This is a genomic window from Cellulomonas edaphi, from assembly GCF_030362815.1.
GTDB classification, from domain to species: domain Bacteria; phylum Actinomycetota; class Actinomycetes; order Actinomycetales; family Cellulomonadaceae; genus Cellulomonas; species Cellulomonas edaphi.
In genome coordinates this window covers 327305-346998 of record NZ_JAUCGR010000003.1, presented here as the reverse complement: position 1 = coordinate 346998, position 19694 = coordinate 327305, and the positions used below count along the sequence as shown (strand labels likewise).

Annotated in this window: 15 protein-coding genes; 13 read left to right on the top strand and 2 right to left on the bottom strand. The window is 73.8% G+C overall.

The genetic code is table 11. The features are described 5' to 3' along the window. Positions 1–160: 160 nt before the first annotated feature. Positions 161–2458 (top strand): sodium-translocating pyrophosphatase, encoded by a 2298-nt coding sequence (locus QRT05_RS13090; RefSeq protein ID WP_289447704.1) that lies wholly within the window; start codon positions 161–163, stop codon positions 2456–2458. Between the two features lie 157 nt (positions 2459–2615). On the opposite strand, the gene QRT05_RS13085 is transcribed toward QRT05_RS13090, so the two are convergent. Next, positions 2616–3638 carry an LLM class flavin-dependent oxidoreductase gene (locus QRT05_RS13085; protein WP_289447703.1) on the bottom strand — a complete coding sequence of 341 codons (1023 nt, stop codon included), beginning with the start codon at positions 3636–3638 and terminating at the stop codon, positions 2616–2618. A gap of 147 nt (positions 3639–3785) precedes the next feature. Next, positions 3786–3953 carry a hypothetical protein gene (locus tag QRT05_RS13080; RefSeq protein WP_289447702.1) on the bottom strand — a complete coding sequence of 56 codons (168 nt, stop codon included), beginning with the start codon at positions 3951–3953 and terminating at the stop codon, positions 3786–3788. A 101-nt stretch (positions 3954–4054) separates the two neighbouring features. Here QRT05_RS13080 and QRT05_RS13075 point away from each other — a divergent pair, with 101 nt between their 5' ends. The 12 genes from QRT05_RS13075 (at position 4055) to araA (ending at position 19501) form a co-directional block, all read left to right on the top strand. Beyond that, positions 4055–5572, top strand: a complete 1518-nt coding sequence (locus tag QRT05_RS13075) for a DUF7059 domain-containing protein (protein ID WP_289447701.1) — start codon at positions 4055–4057, stop codon at positions 5570–5572. Positions 5573–5662: 90 nt separating this feature from the next. Continuing rightward, positions 5663–6952 carry an efflux RND transporter periplasmic adaptor subunit gene (locus QRT05_RS13070; RefSeq protein WP_289447700.1) on the top strand — a complete coding sequence of 430 codons (1290 nt, stop codon included), beginning with the start codon at positions 5663–5665 and terminating at the stop codon, positions 6950–6952. After that, positions 6945–7700: an ABC transporter ATP-binding protein gene (locus QRT05_RS13065; protein ID WP_289447699.1), complete on the top strand. Its 756-nt coding sequence runs from the start codon at positions 6945–6947 to the stop codon at positions 7698–7700. Before QRT05_RS13070 ends, QRT05_RS13065 begins: the two co-directional genes overlap by 8 nt. Next, a complete protein-coding gene (locus tag QRT05_RS13060; RefSeq protein ID WP_289447697.1) occupies positions 7697–8929 on the top strand; it encodes an ABC transporter permease in 1233 nt (410 codons plus the stop codon). The genes QRT05_RS13065 and QRT05_RS13060 overlap by 4 nt, the downstream gene beginning before the upstream one ends. A 50-nt stretch (positions 8930–8979) precedes the next feature. Beyond that, positions 8980–9951 carry a DUF5666 domain-containing protein gene (locus QRT05_RS13055; protein WP_289447696.1) on the top strand — a complete coding sequence of 324 codons (972 nt, stop codon included), beginning with the start codon at positions 8980–8982 and terminating at the stop codon, positions 9949–9951. Then, positions 9944–12262, top strand: coding sequence for an HlyD family efflux transporter periplasmic adaptor subunit (locus QRT05_RS13050; RefSeq protein WP_289447695.1), 2319 nt, complete (start codon positions 9944–9946; stop codon positions 12260–12262). The genes QRT05_RS13055 and QRT05_RS13050 overlap by 8 nt, the downstream gene beginning before the upstream one ends. 124 nt (positions 12263–12386) lie before the next feature. Next, positions 12387–13223 carry a pyrroline-5-carboxylate reductase gene (gene proC, locus QRT05_RS13045; protein ID WP_289447694.1) on the top strand — a complete coding sequence of 279 codons (837 nt, stop codon included), beginning with the start codon at positions 12387–12389 and terminating at the stop codon, positions 13221–13223. A 5-nt stretch (positions 13224–13228) separates the two neighbouring features. Next, positions 13229–14242, top strand: a complete 1014-nt coding sequence (locus QRT05_RS13040; RefSeq protein WP_326522652.1) for a LacI family DNA-binding transcriptional regulator — start codon at positions 13229–13231, stop codon at positions 14240–14242. 58 nt (positions 14243–14300) lie between these two features. Further along, positions 14301–15467: an epoxide hydrolase family protein gene (locus QRT05_RS13035; RefSeq protein ID WP_289447693.1), complete on the top strand. Its 1167-nt coding sequence runs from the start codon at positions 14301–14303 to the stop codon at positions 15465–15467. Positions 15468–15651: 184 nt separating this feature from the next. After that, the gene (locus tag QRT05_RS13030; protein WP_289447692.1) at positions 15652–17274 is read left to right on the top strand and encodes a xylulokinase; all 1623 of its coding nucleotides are present in this window, start codon (positions 15652–15654) and stop codon (positions 17272–17274) included. Further along, positions 17271–17996: an L-ribulose-5-phosphate 4-epimerase gene (locus QRT05_RS13025; RefSeq protein ID WP_289447691.1), complete on the top strand. Its 726-nt coding sequence runs from the start codon at positions 17271–17273 to the stop codon at positions 17994–17996. The genes QRT05_RS13030 and QRT05_RS13025 overlap by 4 nt, the downstream gene beginning before the upstream one ends. Beyond that, the gene (gene araA / locus QRT05_RS13020; RefSeq protein ID WP_289447690.1) at positions 17993–19501 is read left to right on the top strand and encodes an L-arabinose isomerase; all 1509 of its coding nucleotides are present in this window, start codon (positions 17993–17995) and stop codon (positions 19499–19501) included. Before QRT05_RS13025 ends, araA begins: the two co-directional genes overlap by 4 nt. Positions 19502–19694 lie beyond the last annotated feature (193 nt).

The window sequence follows — 19694 nt, the reverse complement described above, 5'->3', positions numbered from 1 at the left end:
TCGACCCGGCGATGGAGGGCGTTCATGAAGCCGTCGTGAGACGCGCGCACGCCCCTCCGGTGCGGGGCGTGGAGCGTGATTAGACTGCCCGGGTCCGGCGGCAACGGGGCCGCGGGGCGAGGTGTGATCAGGGGGTCGCGCCGAATTCCGAGGAGGATGCATGATCGAGCTCGGTTCCACGAGCATCACGATCGTCGCCGTGATCGCCGCCGTCGCGGTTGCCGCGCTCGTCGTCGCAGCGGTGCTACGCCGCCAGGTGCTCGCGGCCGGTGAGGGCACGTCGTCGATGCAGGAGATCGCCAAGGCGGTCCAAGAGGGCGCGTCGGCCTATCTCAACCGTCAGTTCCGCACCCTGGCCCTGTTCGCGGTGGTCGTGTGCGCGCTGCTGTTCCTGCTCCCGGGAGACGGCGGCATCAAGGTCGGACGATCCATCTTCTTCCTGGTCGGTGCCGTGTTCTCGGCGTCGATCGGGTTCCTGGGCATGTGGCTGGCGACGCGCGCGAACCTCCGCGTCGCGGCCGCCGCGTCCCAGAAGGACGGCCGCGCCGAGGGTGCGCGGATCGCCTTCCGTACCGGCGGCGTCGTCGGCATGTCCGTGGTCGGCCTGGGTCTGCTGGGCGCGGCGAGCGTCGTGCTGATCTACCGCGAGGACGCACCGTCGGTGCTCGAGGGCTTCGGCTTCGGCGCCGCGCTGCTCGCCATGTTCATGCGCGTCGGCGGCGGCATCTTCACCAAGGCGGCCGACGTGGGCGCCGACCTCGTGGGCAAGGTCGAGCAGGGCATCCCCGAGGACGACCCGCGCAACGCCGCCACGATCGCGGACAACGTGGGCGACAACGTGGGCGACTGCGCCGGGATGGCGGCGGACCTGTTCGAGTCCTACGCCGTCACCCTGGTGGCCGCTCTGATCCTGGGCAAGGCCGCCTTCGGTGAGAAGGGGCTCGTCTTCCCGCTCATCGTGACCGCGGTCGGCGCACTCGTCGCCGTGCTCGGGGTGGCCATCACGCGCGTGCGCGGCTCCGAGTCGGGGCTGACCGCCATCAACCGCGGCTTCTACATCTCGGCGGTGATCGGCGTGGTGCTGGCTGCGATCGCCGCGTTCATCTACCTGCCGTCGTCCTTCTCGGGCTTCGTCAACGGCAGCCTCGGCGAGCACGACGGCGACCCGCGCGTCATCGCGTCCCTCGCGGTCGCCATCGGCGTGGTGCTGGCCGGCATCATCCTGTGGGTCACGGGCTACTTCACGGGCACGACGAGCAAGCCGACGCTGCACGTCGCGGCGACCACCCGCACGGGCGCGGCCACCGTCGTCCTGTCGGGCATCGGGGTGGGCTTCGAGTCCGCGGTCTACACCGCGGGCATCATCGCGGCTGCCATCTGCGGCGTGTTCCTCATCGCGGGAGGCTCCATCACGCTCTCGCTGTTCCTCATCGCGCTCGCGGGCTGCGGCCTGCTGACCACGGTCGGCGTCATCGTCGCGATGGACACCTTCGGGCCCGTCTCCGACAACGCGCAGGGCATCGCGGAGATGTCCGGCGACGTGAGCGAGGAGGGCGCCCAGATCCTCACCGACCTCGACGCCGTGGGCAACACCACCAAGGCCGTGACCAAGGGCATCGCGATCGCCACGGCGGTGCTCGCGGCCACCGCGCTGTTCGGCTCGTACGCCGACGCCGTGTCCGCCAAGCTGCGCGAGGTGAACCCCCGCGCGGTCGGCGACCTCACCGAGTCGATGCTGAACTACTCGATCATCAGCCCTGTCACGCTGGTCGGCGTGATCCTGGGTGGTGCCACGGTGTTCCTGTTCTCCGGGCTGGCCATCGACGCCGTGACCCGGGCCGCGGGCGCCATCGTCTTCGAGGTGCGTCGTCAGTTCCGCGACCACCCCGGGATCATGACGTACGAGGAGCGCCCCGAGTACGGGCGCGTCGTCGACATCTGCACGCGTGACTCCCTGCGCGAGCTCGCCACGCCCGGCCTTCTCGCCGCGTTCGCGCCGATCGCCGTCGGCTTCGGCCTGGGGATCGGCCCGCTCGCCGGGTTCCTCGCGGGTGCCATCGGGGCCGGCGTCCTCATGGCCGTCTTCCTGGCCAACGCCGGTGGCGCCTGGGACAACGCGAAGAAGATCGTCGAGGACGGCCACTACGGCGGCAAGGGCTCGGAGGCTCACGCCGCGGCCGTCATCGGCGACACGGTGGGCGACCCCTTCAAGGACACCGCGGGGCCAGCGATCAATCCGCTGCTCAAGGTCATGAACCTGGTGGCACTGCTCATCGCGCCGGCCGTCGTGGTCGTCACCGTGGGCGACGACGCGAACACCACCCTGCGCCTGGGCATCGCGGTCGTCGCGGCGCTCATCGCCTTCGGTGCGGTCATCGCGTCGCGGCTGCGAGCGGCGCGCGTGGACCGCGAGGCCGAGCAGGACCAGGTACCGGCGCGGGACGCGCTCGTCCCCTGACGCACCGCACGACGACGGCCCCTGGGATCGGAAGCCGGGGGCCGTCGTCATGCAGGACGCGGCCTGCACGCAGGGGAGGGCAGGCCGCGTCGGCTCTCCTCCATGATGCTCCCCGCGGGGCGACCGGACCAGCGCGGATCCCCAGCGAGCGCGGCTCCTAGCGGGCGGGCGTCCAGCCCAGCGCGGGAGCGACCGACGTCGCGACGTTCTCCAGGATGCGGCGGCTCATCGCGGCGGTGGCGTTCGCCGGCAGGACGACGTCCAGGCCGGTGGCCTCCCGCAGTGCCACGTCGGCGGACAGGCTCGCGACGACCTCGTCGGGCGACCCGTGGTGCGTGGGGCTGAAGACGCCGAAACCGCCCTGCTTGGGGCGGCCGCGGTCGTCGAACCGGCCCGCATACCAGGCGATGTAGTCCGCGAACAGCTCGTCGTCCGCGGGCGTCACGGAAGGCAGCACGATCCGGCCTGCGACGACCCTCGGCGCGCGGCCGGGCACGTCGAACGCCTCGCGATACGCCCGGATCTGGTCGCGCTGGCCCTCCTCGAACGAGCGGCCGTCGTCGTCGGTGTTGAGCGTGGAGACCAGCAGGTCCATGCCCTGCTCGCCCGTACGGACCGCGGTCTGGACCGAGCCCGGGCCATACCAGACGCGGTCGGCCAGCCCGGGGCTGTGCGGCGTGACGGTCAGCGGCGTCCCGGGCGGGGCGATGGGGAAGCCGCCCTCCGGCGCGACCGCCACCGGCTCGTCGGCGAGCGCGGCACGCAGCCGGGCGATGCGGTCCTGGGACTCGTCGTCGAACGACCGCTCGCTCGCGCCGTGCACGGTGTCGAGCAGCGTCGCGGCGGGCTTGATGCCGCCGGCGACGCCCAGCTCGAGGCGCCCGCCCGAGAGCAGGTCGACCGTGGCGGCGTCCTGCGCGACGCTGATCGGGTCCGCATACCGCATCGGGAGCACGGCCGTGCCGAAGCGGATCCGGCTCGTGGCCTGGCCGATGGCCCCGAACAGCGGGAACGGGGAGGACAGGAACTTCTCGAGCTGCCGCACCCGCACCCAGCCGATGTCGTAGCCCAGCTCCTCCGCGAGCTGAAACAGCTCGACCGCTTCGCGCAGCGAGTCGGCGGCGCCGGACGGGTCGTCGTAGGGCACGAACGTGAGGAAGCTGAGCTCGAGTCGGGTCACGAGGGGCAGCGTAGGACGCCCGGCGGTGCGTCGCCGTCAGGTGGCTCCGGCGTCCAGATGCCAGACGGGTCTGGTCCGGGCAGTTGTCGCCGGCCGCAGCGGAATGTCGCCGGCCGCACCCGAAATGTGGTTGGCCAGCCGCGCGCGCTACGCCGGCTCGGCTCCCGTGGGGTCGGTCGGGTAGATCTTGCGCTGCGTGTCCTCCTGCGTCGGCCCCTGCGGGGGCTGGTCGGCATCGCTGGGCCGCGACGACGGCGCGGCATCGACCGCCTCGTGGGAGTCGCCGTCGAACTGGCTGGTCGTCTCGTCGGACATCGTGGTTCCCCTCGTCGCGCATCGGGCAGACCCTCACTCTGCGTCCGCTCGTCGGCGGGCGCATCCGCACCTGACCGTCCGCACGCGACGACAATGGCCGCATGACCCCGCCGAACCCTGACCCCACGCTCGTCGAGACCCTCCGCTCGGACCTGACGGCCACGGGCTACGGCGTTGCGGGCGTCGAAGAGCTGCTGGGGCCGGTGGCGGCGGACGCCCTGCACCGCGAGGAGCCGGTCCCCGCGCTGCGCGCGACCGCGGCGAGCGTCGATCCTCTCGCCGCGCTGGTGCGCCTCTTCCTGCTGGGACTCACCGTGCCCGGCGCCGCCGTCCGGGGGGCGCTGCCCCGGCTCGGCGTCGAGGGCGCCGTGCGCCTAGGTCTGCTCGAGGAGTCCGGCGACGAGGTGCGCGCGCTCGTGGACCTGCGGCCTTACACCGCCGCGGACGGGCACGGCGAGGTGGACTGGTGGATCGCCTCCGACCTCGGGGAGTTGGCCACCGGCCGAGCGTTGCGCACCGACCACGTGCTCGGCGTCGGTGGGGCGTCCACCACGCTCGCGCAGGTCACCGTCCGTTCCGAGGTCGACCACGTGCTCGATCTCGGCACCGGGTGCGGGATCCAGGCGCTGCACGCGAGCCGGCACGCCCGGCACGTGGTCGCCACGGACATCTCCGAGCGCGCGCTGGCTTTCACGCGGTTCAACGCGGCGCTGGCCGGCATCGAGCTGGACCTGCGGCTCGGCTCGATGCTCGACCCGGTGGCGGGCAGCGAGCTCGACCTGGTGGTGAGCAACCCTCCGTTCGTCATCACGCCGCGCACGGCGGACGTCCCCGCGTACGAGTACCGCGACGGCGGCCGCGCCGGCGACGCGATCGTGCGCGACCTGGTCACCGGGGTCGGCTCCGTCCTGGCGCCCGGCGGCGTCGCCCAGATGCTCGGCAACTGGGAGGTCACGCGCGGCTCGTCGTGGGACGAGCGCGTGGGTCAGTGGCTCGACGAGTCCGGGCTGGACGGCTGGGTGGTCCAGCGCGAGCTCCAGGACCCCGCGCAGTACGCCGAGACGTGGATCCGCGACGGCGGCACCACGCCCGACCGCGACCTCGACGCGTGGCGCACCCGGTACGCCGCGTGGCTCGACGACTTCGCGTCGCGGGACGTCGAGGGCATCGGGTTCGGCATCATCACGCTGCGGCGGCCCCCGCTCGGCGTCGCGACGTTGCGTCGCCTCGAGGAGGTCACGGGCACGGTCCAGCAACCGCTCGGGCCGGCCATCGCCGCCTCGCTCGCCGCGGAGACGTGGCTGTCGTCCTCCTCCGACGACGTGCTCGCGGCCGCCCACCTCGTCGCCGCACCGGACGTCACCGAGGAGCGCTACCTCACGCCTGGCGCGGTGGACCCGCAGGTGGTGATCCTGCGCCAGGGCGGCGGGTTCGGGCGCGCGGTGCAGGCAGGGACGGCGCTCGCAGGGTTCGTCGGCGCGTGCGACGGGGAGCTCTCGGTGGGGCAGATCATCGGCGCTCTGGGCGCCCTGCTCCAGGTCCCCGCGTCCGAGGTCGCGGCGGACGTCCTGCCCAGCGTGCGCGGGCTGGTGCGCGACGGGCTGCTCGCGCTCGCATAAGCGCTGGTCAGGCGGCCTCACAGCCTGGTCATAGGTCGCTGACACGGTTGCACCAGGTGCGCTTCCTACGGTCTGGACCAGATCGCCACCATGACCGTGAGGGAGAGCATGCGCGCGCGCTGGAGAAGGACCCGTCCCTGGGCCCGGGCCGTCGGAGTCGTCGTCATCGTGGGCCTCGTGGCCACCGGTGCGTGGTGGGTGTGGTGGCGCGAGCCCGCCTCCGCCGACGCGCAGGTGCCGGCCACCCGGACCGTCGAGGCGAGCCTCACGACGATGGAGAAGTCCGTCTCCGGGACGGGCACGCTCGAGCCCACGGTCCGCCAGGACGTGAGCTTCGCCGTGTCCGGCACGGTCACGAAGGTCTCGGTGGCCGCCGGTGACACGGTCACGAAGGGCCAGACGCTCGCGACCGTCGACACGCTGGCCCTCGACGCGGACCTGCTCTCGGCGAAGTCCACCTTGGCGCAGGCGAAGGCGCGTCTGTCCGACGCGGAGGACGCAGCCGACGGGACGGACTCGTCGGATGCCCAGGTGGCCGCCGCGCAGGCGCAGGTCGAGGTGGCCCGGGCCGGCGTGGACGATGCTGCCGCGGCGGTGGACGACGCGGTGCTCAAGGCTCCCGCGGCCGGCCTCGTCACGAGCGTGGACCTCGAGGTGGGTGACGTGGTCTCCGGGTCGTCGTCGAGCAGCGGCTCGAGCGGCGGGTCCGGCGGCGGGTCCGGCGGCAGCGCGCCGTCGAGCCAGTCGAGCAGCAGCGCGACGTCCTTCACGAGCACGGGTCAGTTCGTCATCGTCGGGACGGGTGCCTGGCAGGTCGAGACGTCGGTGAGCGAGTCCGACGTCGCGAACGTGGCCGTCGGCGACCAGGTCGAGCTGACCTCCGACGACCTCGACGACACGCTGTACGGCACGGTCGACTCGGTGGGCCTCGTCTCGACGAGCACCTCCGGCGTGGCCGCCTACCCGGTGGTCGTCTCGATCACGGGCGACACCAGCGCGCTGCACGACGGCACGAGCGTCGACGTGACGATCATCTACGAGCGCCGCACCGATGTGCTGACCGTCCCGGCCCTCGCGGTCACGACCGCGGACGGCACGAGCACGGTGACCGTGCAGGCCGCCGACGGCACGCAGAAGAAGGTCGCCGTCACCACCGGCGAGACGTCGGGCAACCTCGTCGAGATCACGGACGGGCTCTCGGAGGGGGACTCCGTGATCCTGACGGTCTTCCAGCCCGGGTCGGGCAACAACCGCGGTCAGTCCGGGAGCGGCGGGTTCGACGGTGGGCAGTTCCCCGGCGGTGGGCAGTTCCCCGGTGGGGGTCAGTTCCCCGGCGGCGGCCAGGGTGCACCTCCGCAGGGTGGTGGCAGCAATGGCTGACCCCTTCGACGCGTTCCCCAGCTCGAGCGACGGCGTGGGCGTCGCCCTCGCCGACCTGCACACCCCGGTCATCGAGCTGGTCGGTGCCCGCAAGACCTACCGCAGCGGGAGCATCGAGTTCGAGGCGCTGCGGGGTGTCGACCTGCGCATCGAGCCGGGCGAGTACGTGGCGATCATGGGTCCGTCGGGCTCGGGCAAGTCGACGCTGATGAACATCATCGGCTGCCTCGACACCCTCACCGAGGGCGAGTACCACCTCGCGGGCGACGACATCGCCGAGCTCGACGAGATCGACCTGGCCGAGATCCGCAACCTGCGCATCGGCTTCGTCTTCCAGCAGTTCCACCTGCTCCCGTCGCTGCCGGCGTGGCGCAACGTCGAGCTGCCGCTCATGTACCGGCACGTGCCGGTGGCCGTGCGCAGGGCCCGCGCCGCGGCGGCGCTCGAGCGCGTCGGGCTGGGTGACCGCACGGCCAACCGGCCGGGCGAGCTGTCCGGTGGGCAGCAGCAGCGTGTCGCGGTGGCCCGCGCTCTGGTGGGGGAGCCCGACCTGCTGCTGGCCGACGAGCCCACGGGCAACCTCGACTCGGCGTCGACCGCGGAGGTGCTCGCCCTGCTCGACGAGCTGCATGCGCAGGGCCGCACCATCGTGCTCATCACGCACGAGCTCGAGGTGGCTCAACATGCGCGCCGCATCGTCTGGGTGCGCGACGGCCTCATCCAGGCGGACGAGGTGATCGACCGGTGAGCTGGCTCGAGACCCTCCGGACCGGCTGGTCCGCCGTCCGGTCGCACGGCCTGCGGTCGGCGCTGACCGTCCTGGGCATCCTCATCGGCATCGCCGCGGTGATCCTCACCGTCGGGCTCGGCCTCGGCACGCAGAAGGACGTGAGCGCGCAGATCGACTCGCTGGGCTCGAACCTGCTCATCGTCACGCCGGGCAGCAGCACCGGCTCGGACGGGGTGCGCGGCGGCTTCGGGTCGGCGGCCACCCTGACGAGGTCCGACGCCGAGGCGCTCGCGTCCAGGACGAACGCTCCGGACGTCCTGGCGGTCGCGCCCGAGAAGTCGACGTCCGCCAGCCTCGAGGCGAACGACACCAACTGGACCACCACGGTCACCGGGACCACCACCGACTGGCTCGACGTGCGCTCGCGCGAGCTGGAGAACGGGCGGTTCCTCACCGCCGAGGACGACGCGGACCGTGCGAGCGTCATCGTGCTCGGCTCCGAGACGGCCACGGAGCTGTTCGGCACCACGCGCGTCGTCGGGCAGTCCGTGTCCATCAGCGACCACGACTACCAGGTGATCGGCGTCCTGGCGGCACAGGGCGCCAGCGGGTCCGAGGACCTCGACGACGTCGCGCTCGTCCCGCTGTCCACCGCGGCCGAGCAGCTGGTGGGTGGCTTCTCGCGCAACGCGCTGTCGACCATCTACGTGCAGGCCGCGTCGACCGACCAGCTCTCGGCCGCAGACCAGGAGACCACCACGCTCCTGCTCAACCTCCACGGCATCACCGACGCGGACGCGGCTGACTTCACGGTCAGCTCCCAGGACGCGCTCGTGTCGACGGCGACCGCGGTCTACCGCACGCTCACCGTGCTGCTCACGGGCATCGCGGCGCTGTCCCTGCTGGTCGGTGGCATCGGCGTCATGAACATCATGCTCGTGTCGGTCACCGAGCGGACGCGCGAGATCGGTCTGCGCAAGGCGCTCGGTGCCCCGCCGTGGGCCATCCGCCGCCAGTTCCTGGTCGAGGCCTCCGTGCTCGGCCTGGCCGGCGGGGTCATCGGTGCCGCGCTGGGCATCGTCGCGGCGCACGCGCTGCCGAGCCTGCTCGACACGTCGATCGTCGTGTCGGGCGCGGCGGTGGCCGGCTCCGTGGTCATCGCGATCGCCATCGGCCTGGTGTTCGGGGTCTACCCGGCCACCCGCGCCGCCCGACTCACCCCCATCGACGCGCTGAGGTCCGAATGACCCGCGCGCACCTGACGTCCCCCACCGGCAACCCGTCGAGGAGCACCACCATGTCCCGCACCCGTCCGCTCCTGGCGCTCGCCGCGCCGCTCGCGCTCGTCACCCTGCTGGCCGGATGCTCCGGTGGCGCCGGAGCCGACGAACCCGCCGTCACGACGGCACCCTCGGCGTCGGCCGGGGCGAACGGGAACGGAAACGGCACCGGTGACGGGTACGGCGCCCGGCAGGGCGAGCGCGGTCCGGGGGGCGGTGGCGGCGTCAGCGGCCAGATCGCGCAGGTCGACGACTCCACGATGCAGGTCCGCGGCACGGACGGCCAGACGACGGTCACCTGGAGCGGCGACACCACGTTCTCGGCGACGTCCACGGGCGCGCTGACCGACGTGGCGGTCGGCTCCTGCATCGTCGCTATCACGGGCGGGATGCCGTCCGCCGACTCCACCGCGACGCCCGCGGCCGACGACGCGGTCCGGACGGTCGCGGTCAGCGCGGCGGCCAGCGACGGCACGTGCACCCCCGGCCTCGGCGGGGGCGGCGGGTTCGGTGGCGGCGGGTTCGGTGGCGGTGCAGCGGGCACCCCGGGCCAGCGTCCCTCGGGCGCGCCGACCGACCTGCCGTCGGCGCCCGGCGACGCCCCGACCGGCATGCCTGGCGCCGGTCCGCGCGGCTTCGGCGGGTTCACGTCGGGCAAGGTCACCGCGGTCTCGGGCACGACCATCACGGTCGATGCGACCGACCCGAGCGGTGAGACCGCGAGCACGACGGTCACCGTCGACGACTCGACCACGTACACGACCACCGCGAAGGCGAGCGCGGCGTCCCTCGCGGTGGGAGCGTGCGCCACCGTGCAGGGGAAGACCGACACGAAGGGCGCGGTCGCGGCGACGCGGATCGTGGTGTCGAAGGCCACGGACGGCACCTGCAGCACCGGGTTCGGCGGCGGCTTCGGCGGGCGCGGCGGACAGCCCGGTCAGGGCGACGGCGCGGGCGACGACTCGAACCAGGGGTCGGCCGATGCCTGAGCCGACTCCTCGCACGACAGCAAGCGCGGGCGCGCGTCGCCGTCGTGCCCGCCGCCGCCGCGCCATCGGGTTCACCGTCACCGGCGCCGTCGTCGTCACCCTCGTCGGTGGCGGCGTGGCGATCGCGGCCGGGGGCAGCGACGGCGCGAGGTACCGCACGGCGACGGCCGCCCTCGGCGCGGTCACGCAGCGCGTTGACGCCGTCGGGACCGTGGCGTCGGCGGAACGCCGCGACGCCGCGTTCTCGGTCGGCGGGACGGTGGACGAGGTCGCGGTCGCGGTGGGCGACTCGGTCGATGCGGGCGACGAGCTCGCGTCGCTCGATCCCGGCGACCTGCAGGACGACGTCGACGCCGCGGAGTCCGCGGTGGCCGACGCGAGGCAGCAGCTCGAGGACGACCTGGAGTCGCAGACGTCGACGAGCAGCGCGACGAGCAGCACGACGTCCAGCACGACGACCAGCACGACGGTGACCGGCGCGTCGGCCTCGTCGGCCGCGGCGGACGTCGAGCCGGCGGTGGCCACGACGAGCCCGGCGACGACGGGCACGGCCACGACGAGCACCGCCGTCATGACCGCCGCCCTCACGACAACCGCCACCGCGACGACCGGAGCCGCGCACGTCACGAGCGCGGCACCGACCTCGGGCGCCACCGCTCGGCCGTCTGCCGGCCCGACGTCGGGCGCGTCGTCGAGCACCGCGCTCGACGACGCCCTCGCGGCGGTCAAGGCCGCCCAGGACGCCCTGCTCGCGCAGTACGGCACCACCACGAAGCAGCTCACCACCAGCGGTGACGCGGTGGACGCCTCGACCGCCGCCTGCCAGGCGTTCCTCGCCGTCACCCACGACTCCGCGGGAGCGGCGAGCGGGGACGTCCTGACCGTCACGCCGGGAACCGCCGCGGCGGGCTCGGCGATCAAGGTCGTCGCGAGCGGTGTCAGCGGGACGGCCCCCGTCCAGGTGCGGCTCGCCTCCAGCGGCGACGTGCTCACGGAGGTCACGCCCCACGACGGGGGGTTCGTCGTCGGCGTGGTGCTGCCCGCGGGGGCCGCGGCGGGATCCGACGCGCTCGAGCTCACGCAGACGGACGGCACGGCGATCTCCTCCACCCCGATCACCGTCACGGCGGCGGCGAGCACGGCGGTCGCGGACGCGCTCGCCGCGTGCCAGACAGCGATCGGTGACGCGCTCGACGCCGCGACCAGCGTCAACGCCGGGCAGCAGAAGCTGATGAACCTCGCCACCGGTCTCGACGATGCCGTGGACGCGCTGGCGAAGGCCGCGGACAAGGCCGCCGACGGCGGCAGCACGAGCGGCGGCGCGGGCGACGCGCCGACGCCGGCCCCGTCGCCGAGCGGGCAGCCGACCTCCCCGAGCGGGCGTCCGAGCACGGGCGCCACGCCGCAGGACGGCACCGGCGGCGCCGGCACGGGCGGGACCGGCGGGACCGGCACAGGCGGGACCGGGACGGGGGGACCCAGCGGCGGGACCAGCAACGGCGGGACCGGCACCAGCGGCGGCACGCCGACCACGAAGGCGGCGACGGCGGCCGACATCGTCGCCGACCGCGCGGCGATCGACGTCGCCGAGGCCGACCTCGCGCTCGCGCAGAGCAAGCTCGCGCTCGTCGATCTGACGAGCCCCATAGCGGGCACGGTCGCGGCGGTCGGCATCGCGAAGGGCGACACGGTCGCGGCGTCGTCGACGTCCGCCGTCATCACGGTCCTGGGCGCGGGCGCCTACACGGTCTCCACCACGGTGCCCCTCGGCGCGATCGACGTGGTGCAGGTGGGCCAGTCGGCCGACGTCACGGTGCGCAGCACCGACGAGGCGCTGACGGCGACGGTGTCGAGCATCGGCATCCTCAACGTCTCCACCTCGTCCTCGACGCCGTCGTACAGCGTGGACCTCGCGGTGGACGACGCCGACGTGCAGCTGTACGACGGCTCGTCCGCACAGGTCCGCATCGAGGTCGCCGGAGGCGCGAAGGTGCTGACGGTGCCCACGTCGGCGATCCACATGGACGGCTCGACGGCCACCGTGAGCAGGCTCGTCGGCGGCAAGGTCACGTCGACCACGGTGCAGCGCGGTGCCGTCGGCACCGAGCTCACCGAGGTGACGTCCGGGCTCCGGGCGGGGGACGTCGTGGTGCTGGCCGACCTGACCAAGGCCATCGACCCGGGTGAGAGCTCGTCGTCGGGCGGGCTCGCCGGGCTCGGTGGCTCGTCGGAGCAGCCGAGCCGGCGCGACTTCCAGCTCGGGGGCGGGAACTTCCCCGGCGGCAGCGTCCCGGGAGGCGGCCGCGGCTGACCCGGCGCGGCACCGTCGGGCGGTCCGCAGCGGGACGCGCGCGATCGGGCACGGCTCCGCGTCGGTAGGCTCGCGGTCGGCACGCCGACGCGGCGTGCTCCCCGGACCCGAAGGACGCACGACGATGAGCGAGCAGCAGGAGCAGGCCGGCGCGCAGGTGGCCGTGCTCGGAGGCGGCGTGATGGGGGAGACGCTGGTCGCCGCGCTGCTGTCGTCGGGCTGGTCGTCGGACCAGGTCGAGGTGACCGAGCAGTCCGCGGCCCGCGCGGGCGACCTGGCGGGCCGCTACTCCGTGCGCACCGGTGCCCGCAACGCGACCGCGGCAGCGCGCGCCGACGTGGTGCTGATCGCCGTCAAGCCGCAGGTGGTGGGTCTCGTGCTCGACGAGATCGCCCCCGCGCTGCGGGGCGGGACGCTCGTCGTCAGCGTCGCGGCCGGGCTGCCGCTCGCGTTCTACGAGAAGCGGCTGCCGGGCGGCACCCCCGTGGTGCGCGTCATGCCCAACACGCCGGCTGTCGTCGGCAAGGGCGCGTCGGCGATCGCCGCCGGCGCGCATGCCGGCGAGGGACACCTGGTGCTCGTCGAGAAGGTGCTCGCCGCGACGGGGCTCGTGGTGCGCGTCGCCGAGAAGGACCTCGATGCCGTGACCGCGATCTCCGGCTCGGGACCCGCCTACGCGTTCTACCTCATCGACGCGATGGCCGAGGCGGGCGTGCTGCTCGGGCTCCCGCGTGACCTCGCCACGCAGCTCGCCGTGGCGACCGTGGAGGGCTCGGCCGCGCTCGCCGCGCAGTCGGGCGACCATCCGGTGGTGCTACGCGAACGCGTCTCCTCACCGGGCGGGACCACCGTGGCTGCGGTGCGGCAGCTCGACGCGCACGGCGTGCGCGCCGGCGTGGTCGCGGCCGCCCAGGCCGCCGCGGACAGGTCGCGCGAGCTCGGCTCGCAGTACGCCGGCTGACCGCCGTGAACGCCGCCGCCCGCCCGCCCGCCATGAGCGACGTCGCGCAGCGCGCGGGCGTCTCGCACCAGACCGTCTCCCGCGTGCTCAACGGCCACCCGAGCGTGCGGCCGGAGACCCGCGACCGCGTCATGGAGGCGATCGCCACGCTCGGCTACCGGCGCAACAGTGCCGCGCGTGCGCTGGTGACCCGCCGTTCGGACACGCTCGGCGTGGTCACCCCGGCCACGGCGCTGCACGGGCCGACGAGCACGCTGGTCGGCTTCGAGGAGGCGGCCCGCGAGGCGGGCTGGTACGTCTCGGTGGCGACCGTGCGGACGTTCGACGGCGAGTCCATGCGCACCGCGGTCGAGCACTTCCTGGACCAGGGCGTGGACGGGATCGTGGTCATCGCGCCAACGGTCGAGGTCGCGCACGCCGTGGCCGGGATCGACTCGCCCGTGCCGGTCGTCATGATCTCCTCCGCCCCGGACGTGCCGACGAGCGCTCACGTGCACCTGGTGGGCGTGGACCAGCGGATGGGCGGGCGGCTGGCCACGCGTCACCTCCTGGACCAGGGCCACGAGGCCGTGCTGCACGTCGCGGGCCCGCAGGACTGGTTCGACGCCCAGGACCGGCTGGCGGGGTGGCGCGACGAGTGCGAGGCCGCCGGGCTCGTCGTCCAGGAGCCGCTCATCGCGGGCTGGCAGGCCGACGACGGGTACGCGCTGGGGCAGATGCTCGTCGCCGAAGGGCTGCCGAGCGCCATCTTCGCCGCCAACGACCAGCTGGCCCTCGGCCTGGCGCACGCCTTCTGGGAGTCCGGCGTGCGCGTGGGCCCCGACGTGGCGCTCGTGGGTTTCGACGACGAGGCGGGCGCGGCGCACTACGCACCCCCGCTCACCACGGTCCGGCAGGACTTCGGCCAGCTGGGGAGCCTGGCGATCTCCGTGCTGAAGGCCGTGCTCGACGGCGCCACCGGGCAGCACCGCCTCCTGCCACCCGAGCTGGTGGTGCGCGCCAGCTCGCTGCGCGGCTGAGGCCCGCTCCGGTCGCGAAGGGTCGAGACGCGACCGTGCGCGCCCTAGTGTGGCGGGCATGACGGAGGGGTCCTCTCCCGTCGAGCCGTTCCGACCGCTCGACGACCCGGCGGCGCTCGACGACCTGCGCCGGCGGCTGCGAGCCACGCGCTGGCCCGACCAGCCCGCGGGGGTCGGGTGGTCGCTGGGCGCGGACGTCGACTACCTGCGCGAGCTGGTCGCCTACTGGGCCGAGGAGTTCGACTGGCCGGCGCAGGAGGCCGCGCTGTGGCGGCACCCGCGGTTCCGCGCGCGCGTCGGCGGGCTCGGCATCCACGTGGTGCACGCCCGGGCCGTGGCGCCCACCGGCCCGGTGCTGCCGCTGGTGCTCACGCACGGGTGGCCGGACTCGTCGTGGCGCTACCAGAAGGTGATCTCGCTGCTCACCGATCCCGGTGCCCACGGCGGCGATCCCGCGGACGCCTTCGACGTGGTGGTCCCCGACCTGCCCGGGTTCGGCTGGTCGGACGGGCCCGGCGAGCCCGCGCTCGACTCGATCGCGGTTGCCGGGTTGTGGGCGGAGCTCATGACGACGCTCGAGTACCACCGGTTCGGGGCGGCGGGGGGCGACCTCGGAAGCCACGTGAGCCGCTACCTCGCCCTGGACCACCCGCACCGGGTGGTCGCCGTGCACCGCACGGACGCCAGCCTGCCCGGGGCGGTCCCGCCCGCAGGTCTCACGGAGCCCGAGCAGGCCTGGTTCCGTGAGGTGGCGCAGTGGCGCCTGACCGAGGGTGCCTACGGTGCCGTCGCGCGCACCAAGCCGCAGACCGCCGCCTTCGGCCTGACGGACTCGCCCGTGGGGCTCGCGGCCTGGATCGTCGAGAAGCTGCGCGCGTGGAGCGACTGCGACGGCGACGTCGAGACCCGGTTCAGCAAGGACGACATCCTCACCAACGTGACGCAGTACTGGCTCGCCGGGACCATCGGCTCCTCGATGCGGACCTACCACGCCAACGCGGCCATCCCTCCCGAGCAGCTGGAGCGGCGGGTCGAGGTGCCCTCCGGGTTCGCCGTCTTCCGCGGCGACGTGGTCCGGCCGCCGCGGGCGTGGGCCGAGCGTGTCGCCCACGTCGTCAGGTGGACGGAGCCGCCGCGCGGCGGGCACTTCGCCCCGTTCGAGGAGCCCGAGCTGTACGCGCACGAGCTGCGCGAGTTCTTCCGCCCGTTCCGGCAGACGGCCTAGCGCGCCGGGGTCCGTCGCCCTGCGGGGCGACGCCCGACGAATGAGGTCGGGTCATGGCGCCGCGATCACGCGTCTGCCCGGTGGTGTACAGGTGCGCCGTGTTAGCGCTAACATTCAGAAGTCCCCGCGAGGTGGACCGACCCCGGGACGAAGCCGTCCCGGGCCGAACGTGCGAAGGGGCGCGATGAGCCAGGTACCAGGCGTCGGGGTGGGGGCGTCCCCCGACGAGATCCGAGCAGCCCTCGCAGGGGGCGGCGCGACGCTCGGGATCGAGCTGGGCTCGACCCGCATCAAGGCGTGCCTCGTCGTCGGCGGCGCCGAGCCGGTCGCGAGCGGCAGCCATGCGTGGGAGAACCAGCTCGAGGGCGGGACCTGGACCTACTCGCTCGACGCCGTGTGGACCGGCCTGCGCGCGTGCGTGGCCGCCGTGCTGGCGGACTGCGAGCGGCGGTACGGCGTGCGTCCGACGATGTTCCGGGCCATGGGCGTCTCCGCGATGATGCACGGCTACCTGGCGTTCGACGCCGACGGCGAGCTGCTCGTGCCGTTCCGGACGTGGCGCAACACCAGCACGGGCCGCGCCGCGTCCGAGCTGACCCAGGTGCTGGGCTGCAACATCCCGCTGCGCTGGTCGGTCGCGCACCTCTACCAGGCGATCCTCGACGACGAGCCGCACGTGCCGCACCTCGCCTCGGTCACCACGCTCGCGGGCTACGTCCACCGCCGTCTGACCGGGCGCGACGTGCTCGGCGTCGGTGACGCGTCCGGTGTGTTCCCCGTCGACCCCGTCACGCGCCGGTACGACGAGCGGATGCTCGCCCGGTTCGACGCGCTCGTCGCCGAGCGGCGGCCCGGGACACGGCTCGTCGACCTGCTGCCCGAGGTGCTCGTCGCGGGCGAGCGGGCCGGCACCCTCACGGCCGAGGGGGCGGCGCTGCTCGACCCCACCGGCAGGCTGCAACCCGGCGCGCCGCTGTGCCCGCCGGAGGGTGACGCGGGCACGGGCATGGTGGCGACCGGCTCGGTGGCACCCCGCACCGCGAACGTCAGCGTCGGCACGAGCATCTTCGCGATGGTGGTGCTGGAGAAGCCGCTGGACCAGGTGCACGAGGAGCTCGACCTGGTCACGACGCCCGCCGGTGACCTGGTGGCGATGGTGCACTGCAACAACGGCGCGAGCGAGCTCGGGGCGTGGGCCGAGGTGTTCGGCGAGTTCGCGGGCGCGCTGGGGCAGCCGGCGGACGCCGACGCCGTCTTCGGCGCGCTGCTGACGCAGGCGCTCGCGGGCGAGCCCGACGCCGGCGGCCTGGTCGCCTACAACTACCTCGCCGGCGAGCCAGTGACCGGGCTGGCGCAGGGGCGTCCCCTGGTGGTGCGCACGCCGGAGAGCCGGTTGACGCTCGCCAACTTCGCGCGCGCGCAGGTCTACTCGGCGTTCGCCACGCTCAGCCTGGGCATGCGGGTGCTCGCGCACGAGGGCGTCCAGCTCGACGCGATGTACGCGCACGGCGGCATGTTCCGCACGGCCGGGGTCGCGCAGCGCCTGCTCGCGGCGGCCGTCGGCACCCCCGTGGCGGTCGGCGACGCGGCGGGCGAGGGTGGCGCCTGGGGCATCGCGGTGCTCGCGGGCTTCCTCGACGCTCCCGCCGGGCTGGACCTGGGTGACTACCTGGCGCGGCACGTGTTCGCCGACGCGAGGATCGACGTGGTCGAACCCGCCGAGCGGGACGTCGCGGGGTTCGCGCGCTTCCTGGAGCGGTTCGAGGCCGGCCTCGCGGTCGAGCGTGCCGCGGCGGACGCGCTGTGACCGGGCAGGTGCCCGCGCACGCGCGCGACGCGGTGGCCCGGACCCGCGAGGTGGTCGCGCTGCTGCACGCCGAGCTGCCCCGGTGGGGGCTCGTGGTGTGGACCGCGGGCAACGTCTCGCAACGCGTCCCGGGCGCGGACCTGTTCGTCATCAAGCCGTCGGGGGTCACCTACGACGAGCTGACGCCCGACGCGATGGTGGTGTGCGACCTCGACGGGAACCTCGTCGACGGCACGCGCGCACCCTCGAGCGACACCGCGGCGCACGCCTACGTGTACCGGCACATGCCCGAGGTGGGGGGCGTGGTGCACACGCACTCGACCTACGCCACGGCCTGGGCCGCGCGCGCGGAGCCGGTGCCGTGCGTGCTGACGATGATGGCCGACGAGTTCGGCGGCGACATCCCGATCGGCCCGTTCGCGCTGATCGGCGACGACTCGATCGGCCGCGGCATCGTCGAGACGCTGCGCGACTCGCGCAGCCCGGCCGTCCTGATGCGCAACCACGGCCCGTTCACCATCGGCCGCGACGCGAAGGCGGCCGTCAAGGCCGCGGTGATGGTCGAGGAGGTGGCCCGCACGGTGCACATCGCGCGCCAGCTCGGCGACCCGCTGCCCATCGCGCGGGACCAGATCGACTCGTTGTACGCCCGATACCAGAACGTCTACGGCCAGTCAGAGACGAACGCGGCCGGCCCGACACCCGAGGAGAAGCACGCGTGAGCAAGCCGTACACCGACCGCGAGGTCTGGTTCTTCACCGGAAGCCAGGACCTCTACGGCGAGGACACCCTGCGCCAAGTGGCCGAGCAGTCGCAGGGCGTGGCCCGGACGCTGGACCTGTCCGACGACATCCCCGCCCGGGTGGTCTGGAAGCCCGTGCTCAAGGACTCGGACGCGATCCGCCGCGCGATGCTGGACGCCAACTCCGACGACCGGGTGCTCGGGGTGATCACCTGGATGCACACGTTCAGCCCCGCCAAGATGTGGATCGCGGGCCTGTCCGCGCTCGACAAGCCGCTGCTGCACCTGCACACGCAGGCGAACGTCGACCTGCCGTGGGCGGAGATCGACTTCGACTTCATGAACCTCAACCAGGCCGCGCACGGCGACCGGGAGTACGCCTACCTGGCCTCGCGCATGGGCGTCGCCCGGACGACGGTGGCCGGGCACGCGACCAACCCGGCGGTGACGCGCCGGGTGGGCACATGGGTGCGCGCCGCCGCGGGCCTGGCCGCCACCCGGTCGCTGCGGCTCGCGCGCTTCGGCGACAACATGCGCAACGTCGCCGTCACCGAGGGGGACAAGACGGAGGCGGAGGTCCGGTTCGGCGTCTCGGTGAACACGTGGGGGGTCAACGACCTCGCCGCCGCGGTCGCGCAGGTGGCCGACGGCGACGTGGACCTGCTGGTCAAGGAGTACGAGGACCTGTACGACGTGGTCCCGGAGCTGCGGGCGGGCGGCGAACGGCACGAGTCGCTGCGCTACGCGGCGCGCCAGGAGGTGGCTCTGCACCACCTCCTGGGCGACCTGGGCGCGCGGGCCTTCACCACGAACTTCGAGGACCTGGGCGAGCTGCGCCAGCTGCCCGGGCTCGCGGTGCAGCGCCTGATGTCCCAGGGCTACGGCTTCGGCGCGGAGGGGGACTGGAAGACGGCCGTGCTGGTCCGGGCCGCCAAGGTGATGGGCGCCGGGCTGCCGGGAGGCGCCTCGCTCATGGAGGACTACACGTACGACCTGACGCCGGGCGACGAGGTCATCCTCGGTGCGCACATGCTCGAGATCTGCCCGTCGCTGACCACCAGCCGCCCGCGGGTCGAGATCCACCCCCTGGGCATCGGGGGCAAGGAGGACCCGGTGCGGATGGTGTTCGACGCGGACCCCGGTGTCGGCGTGGTCGTCTCCCTGACCGACATGCGCGAGCGCTTCCGCCTGACCGCCAACGTCGTCGACGTCGTCGCGCCGCGGGAGGCGCTGCCGCACCTCCCGGTGGCCCGCGCCGTGTGGAAGCCGCGGCCGGACTTCCCGACGAGCGCGGAGGCCTGGCTCACCGCGGGCGGCGCGCACCACACGGTGCTGTCGACGGCGGCCGGCGTCGAGGCGTTCGAGATCTTCGCCGAGCTCACGCGGTCCGAGCTGCTGGTCATCGACGACGCGACGACCGCGCGCGGCTTCCGCGACCAGATCCGGTGGAACCAGGCGTACCACCGGCTGGCTCAGGGTTTCTGAGCCGACCCCGCGACCGGCTCGTCGGCCTCCCCGCCGACGAGCCGGTCCGCGCCGGTGGCCGGGCAGTCTTCACCCGGTCGCCGCCAGTAGGGCTACTCAGTCGCGCCCACGACGCACGCACCCCGTCACCGATGATCGAGTCCAGAGGCCGCCGGAGCGTGGCCAGCGGAACCTGACCACCGGAGCACGGAGG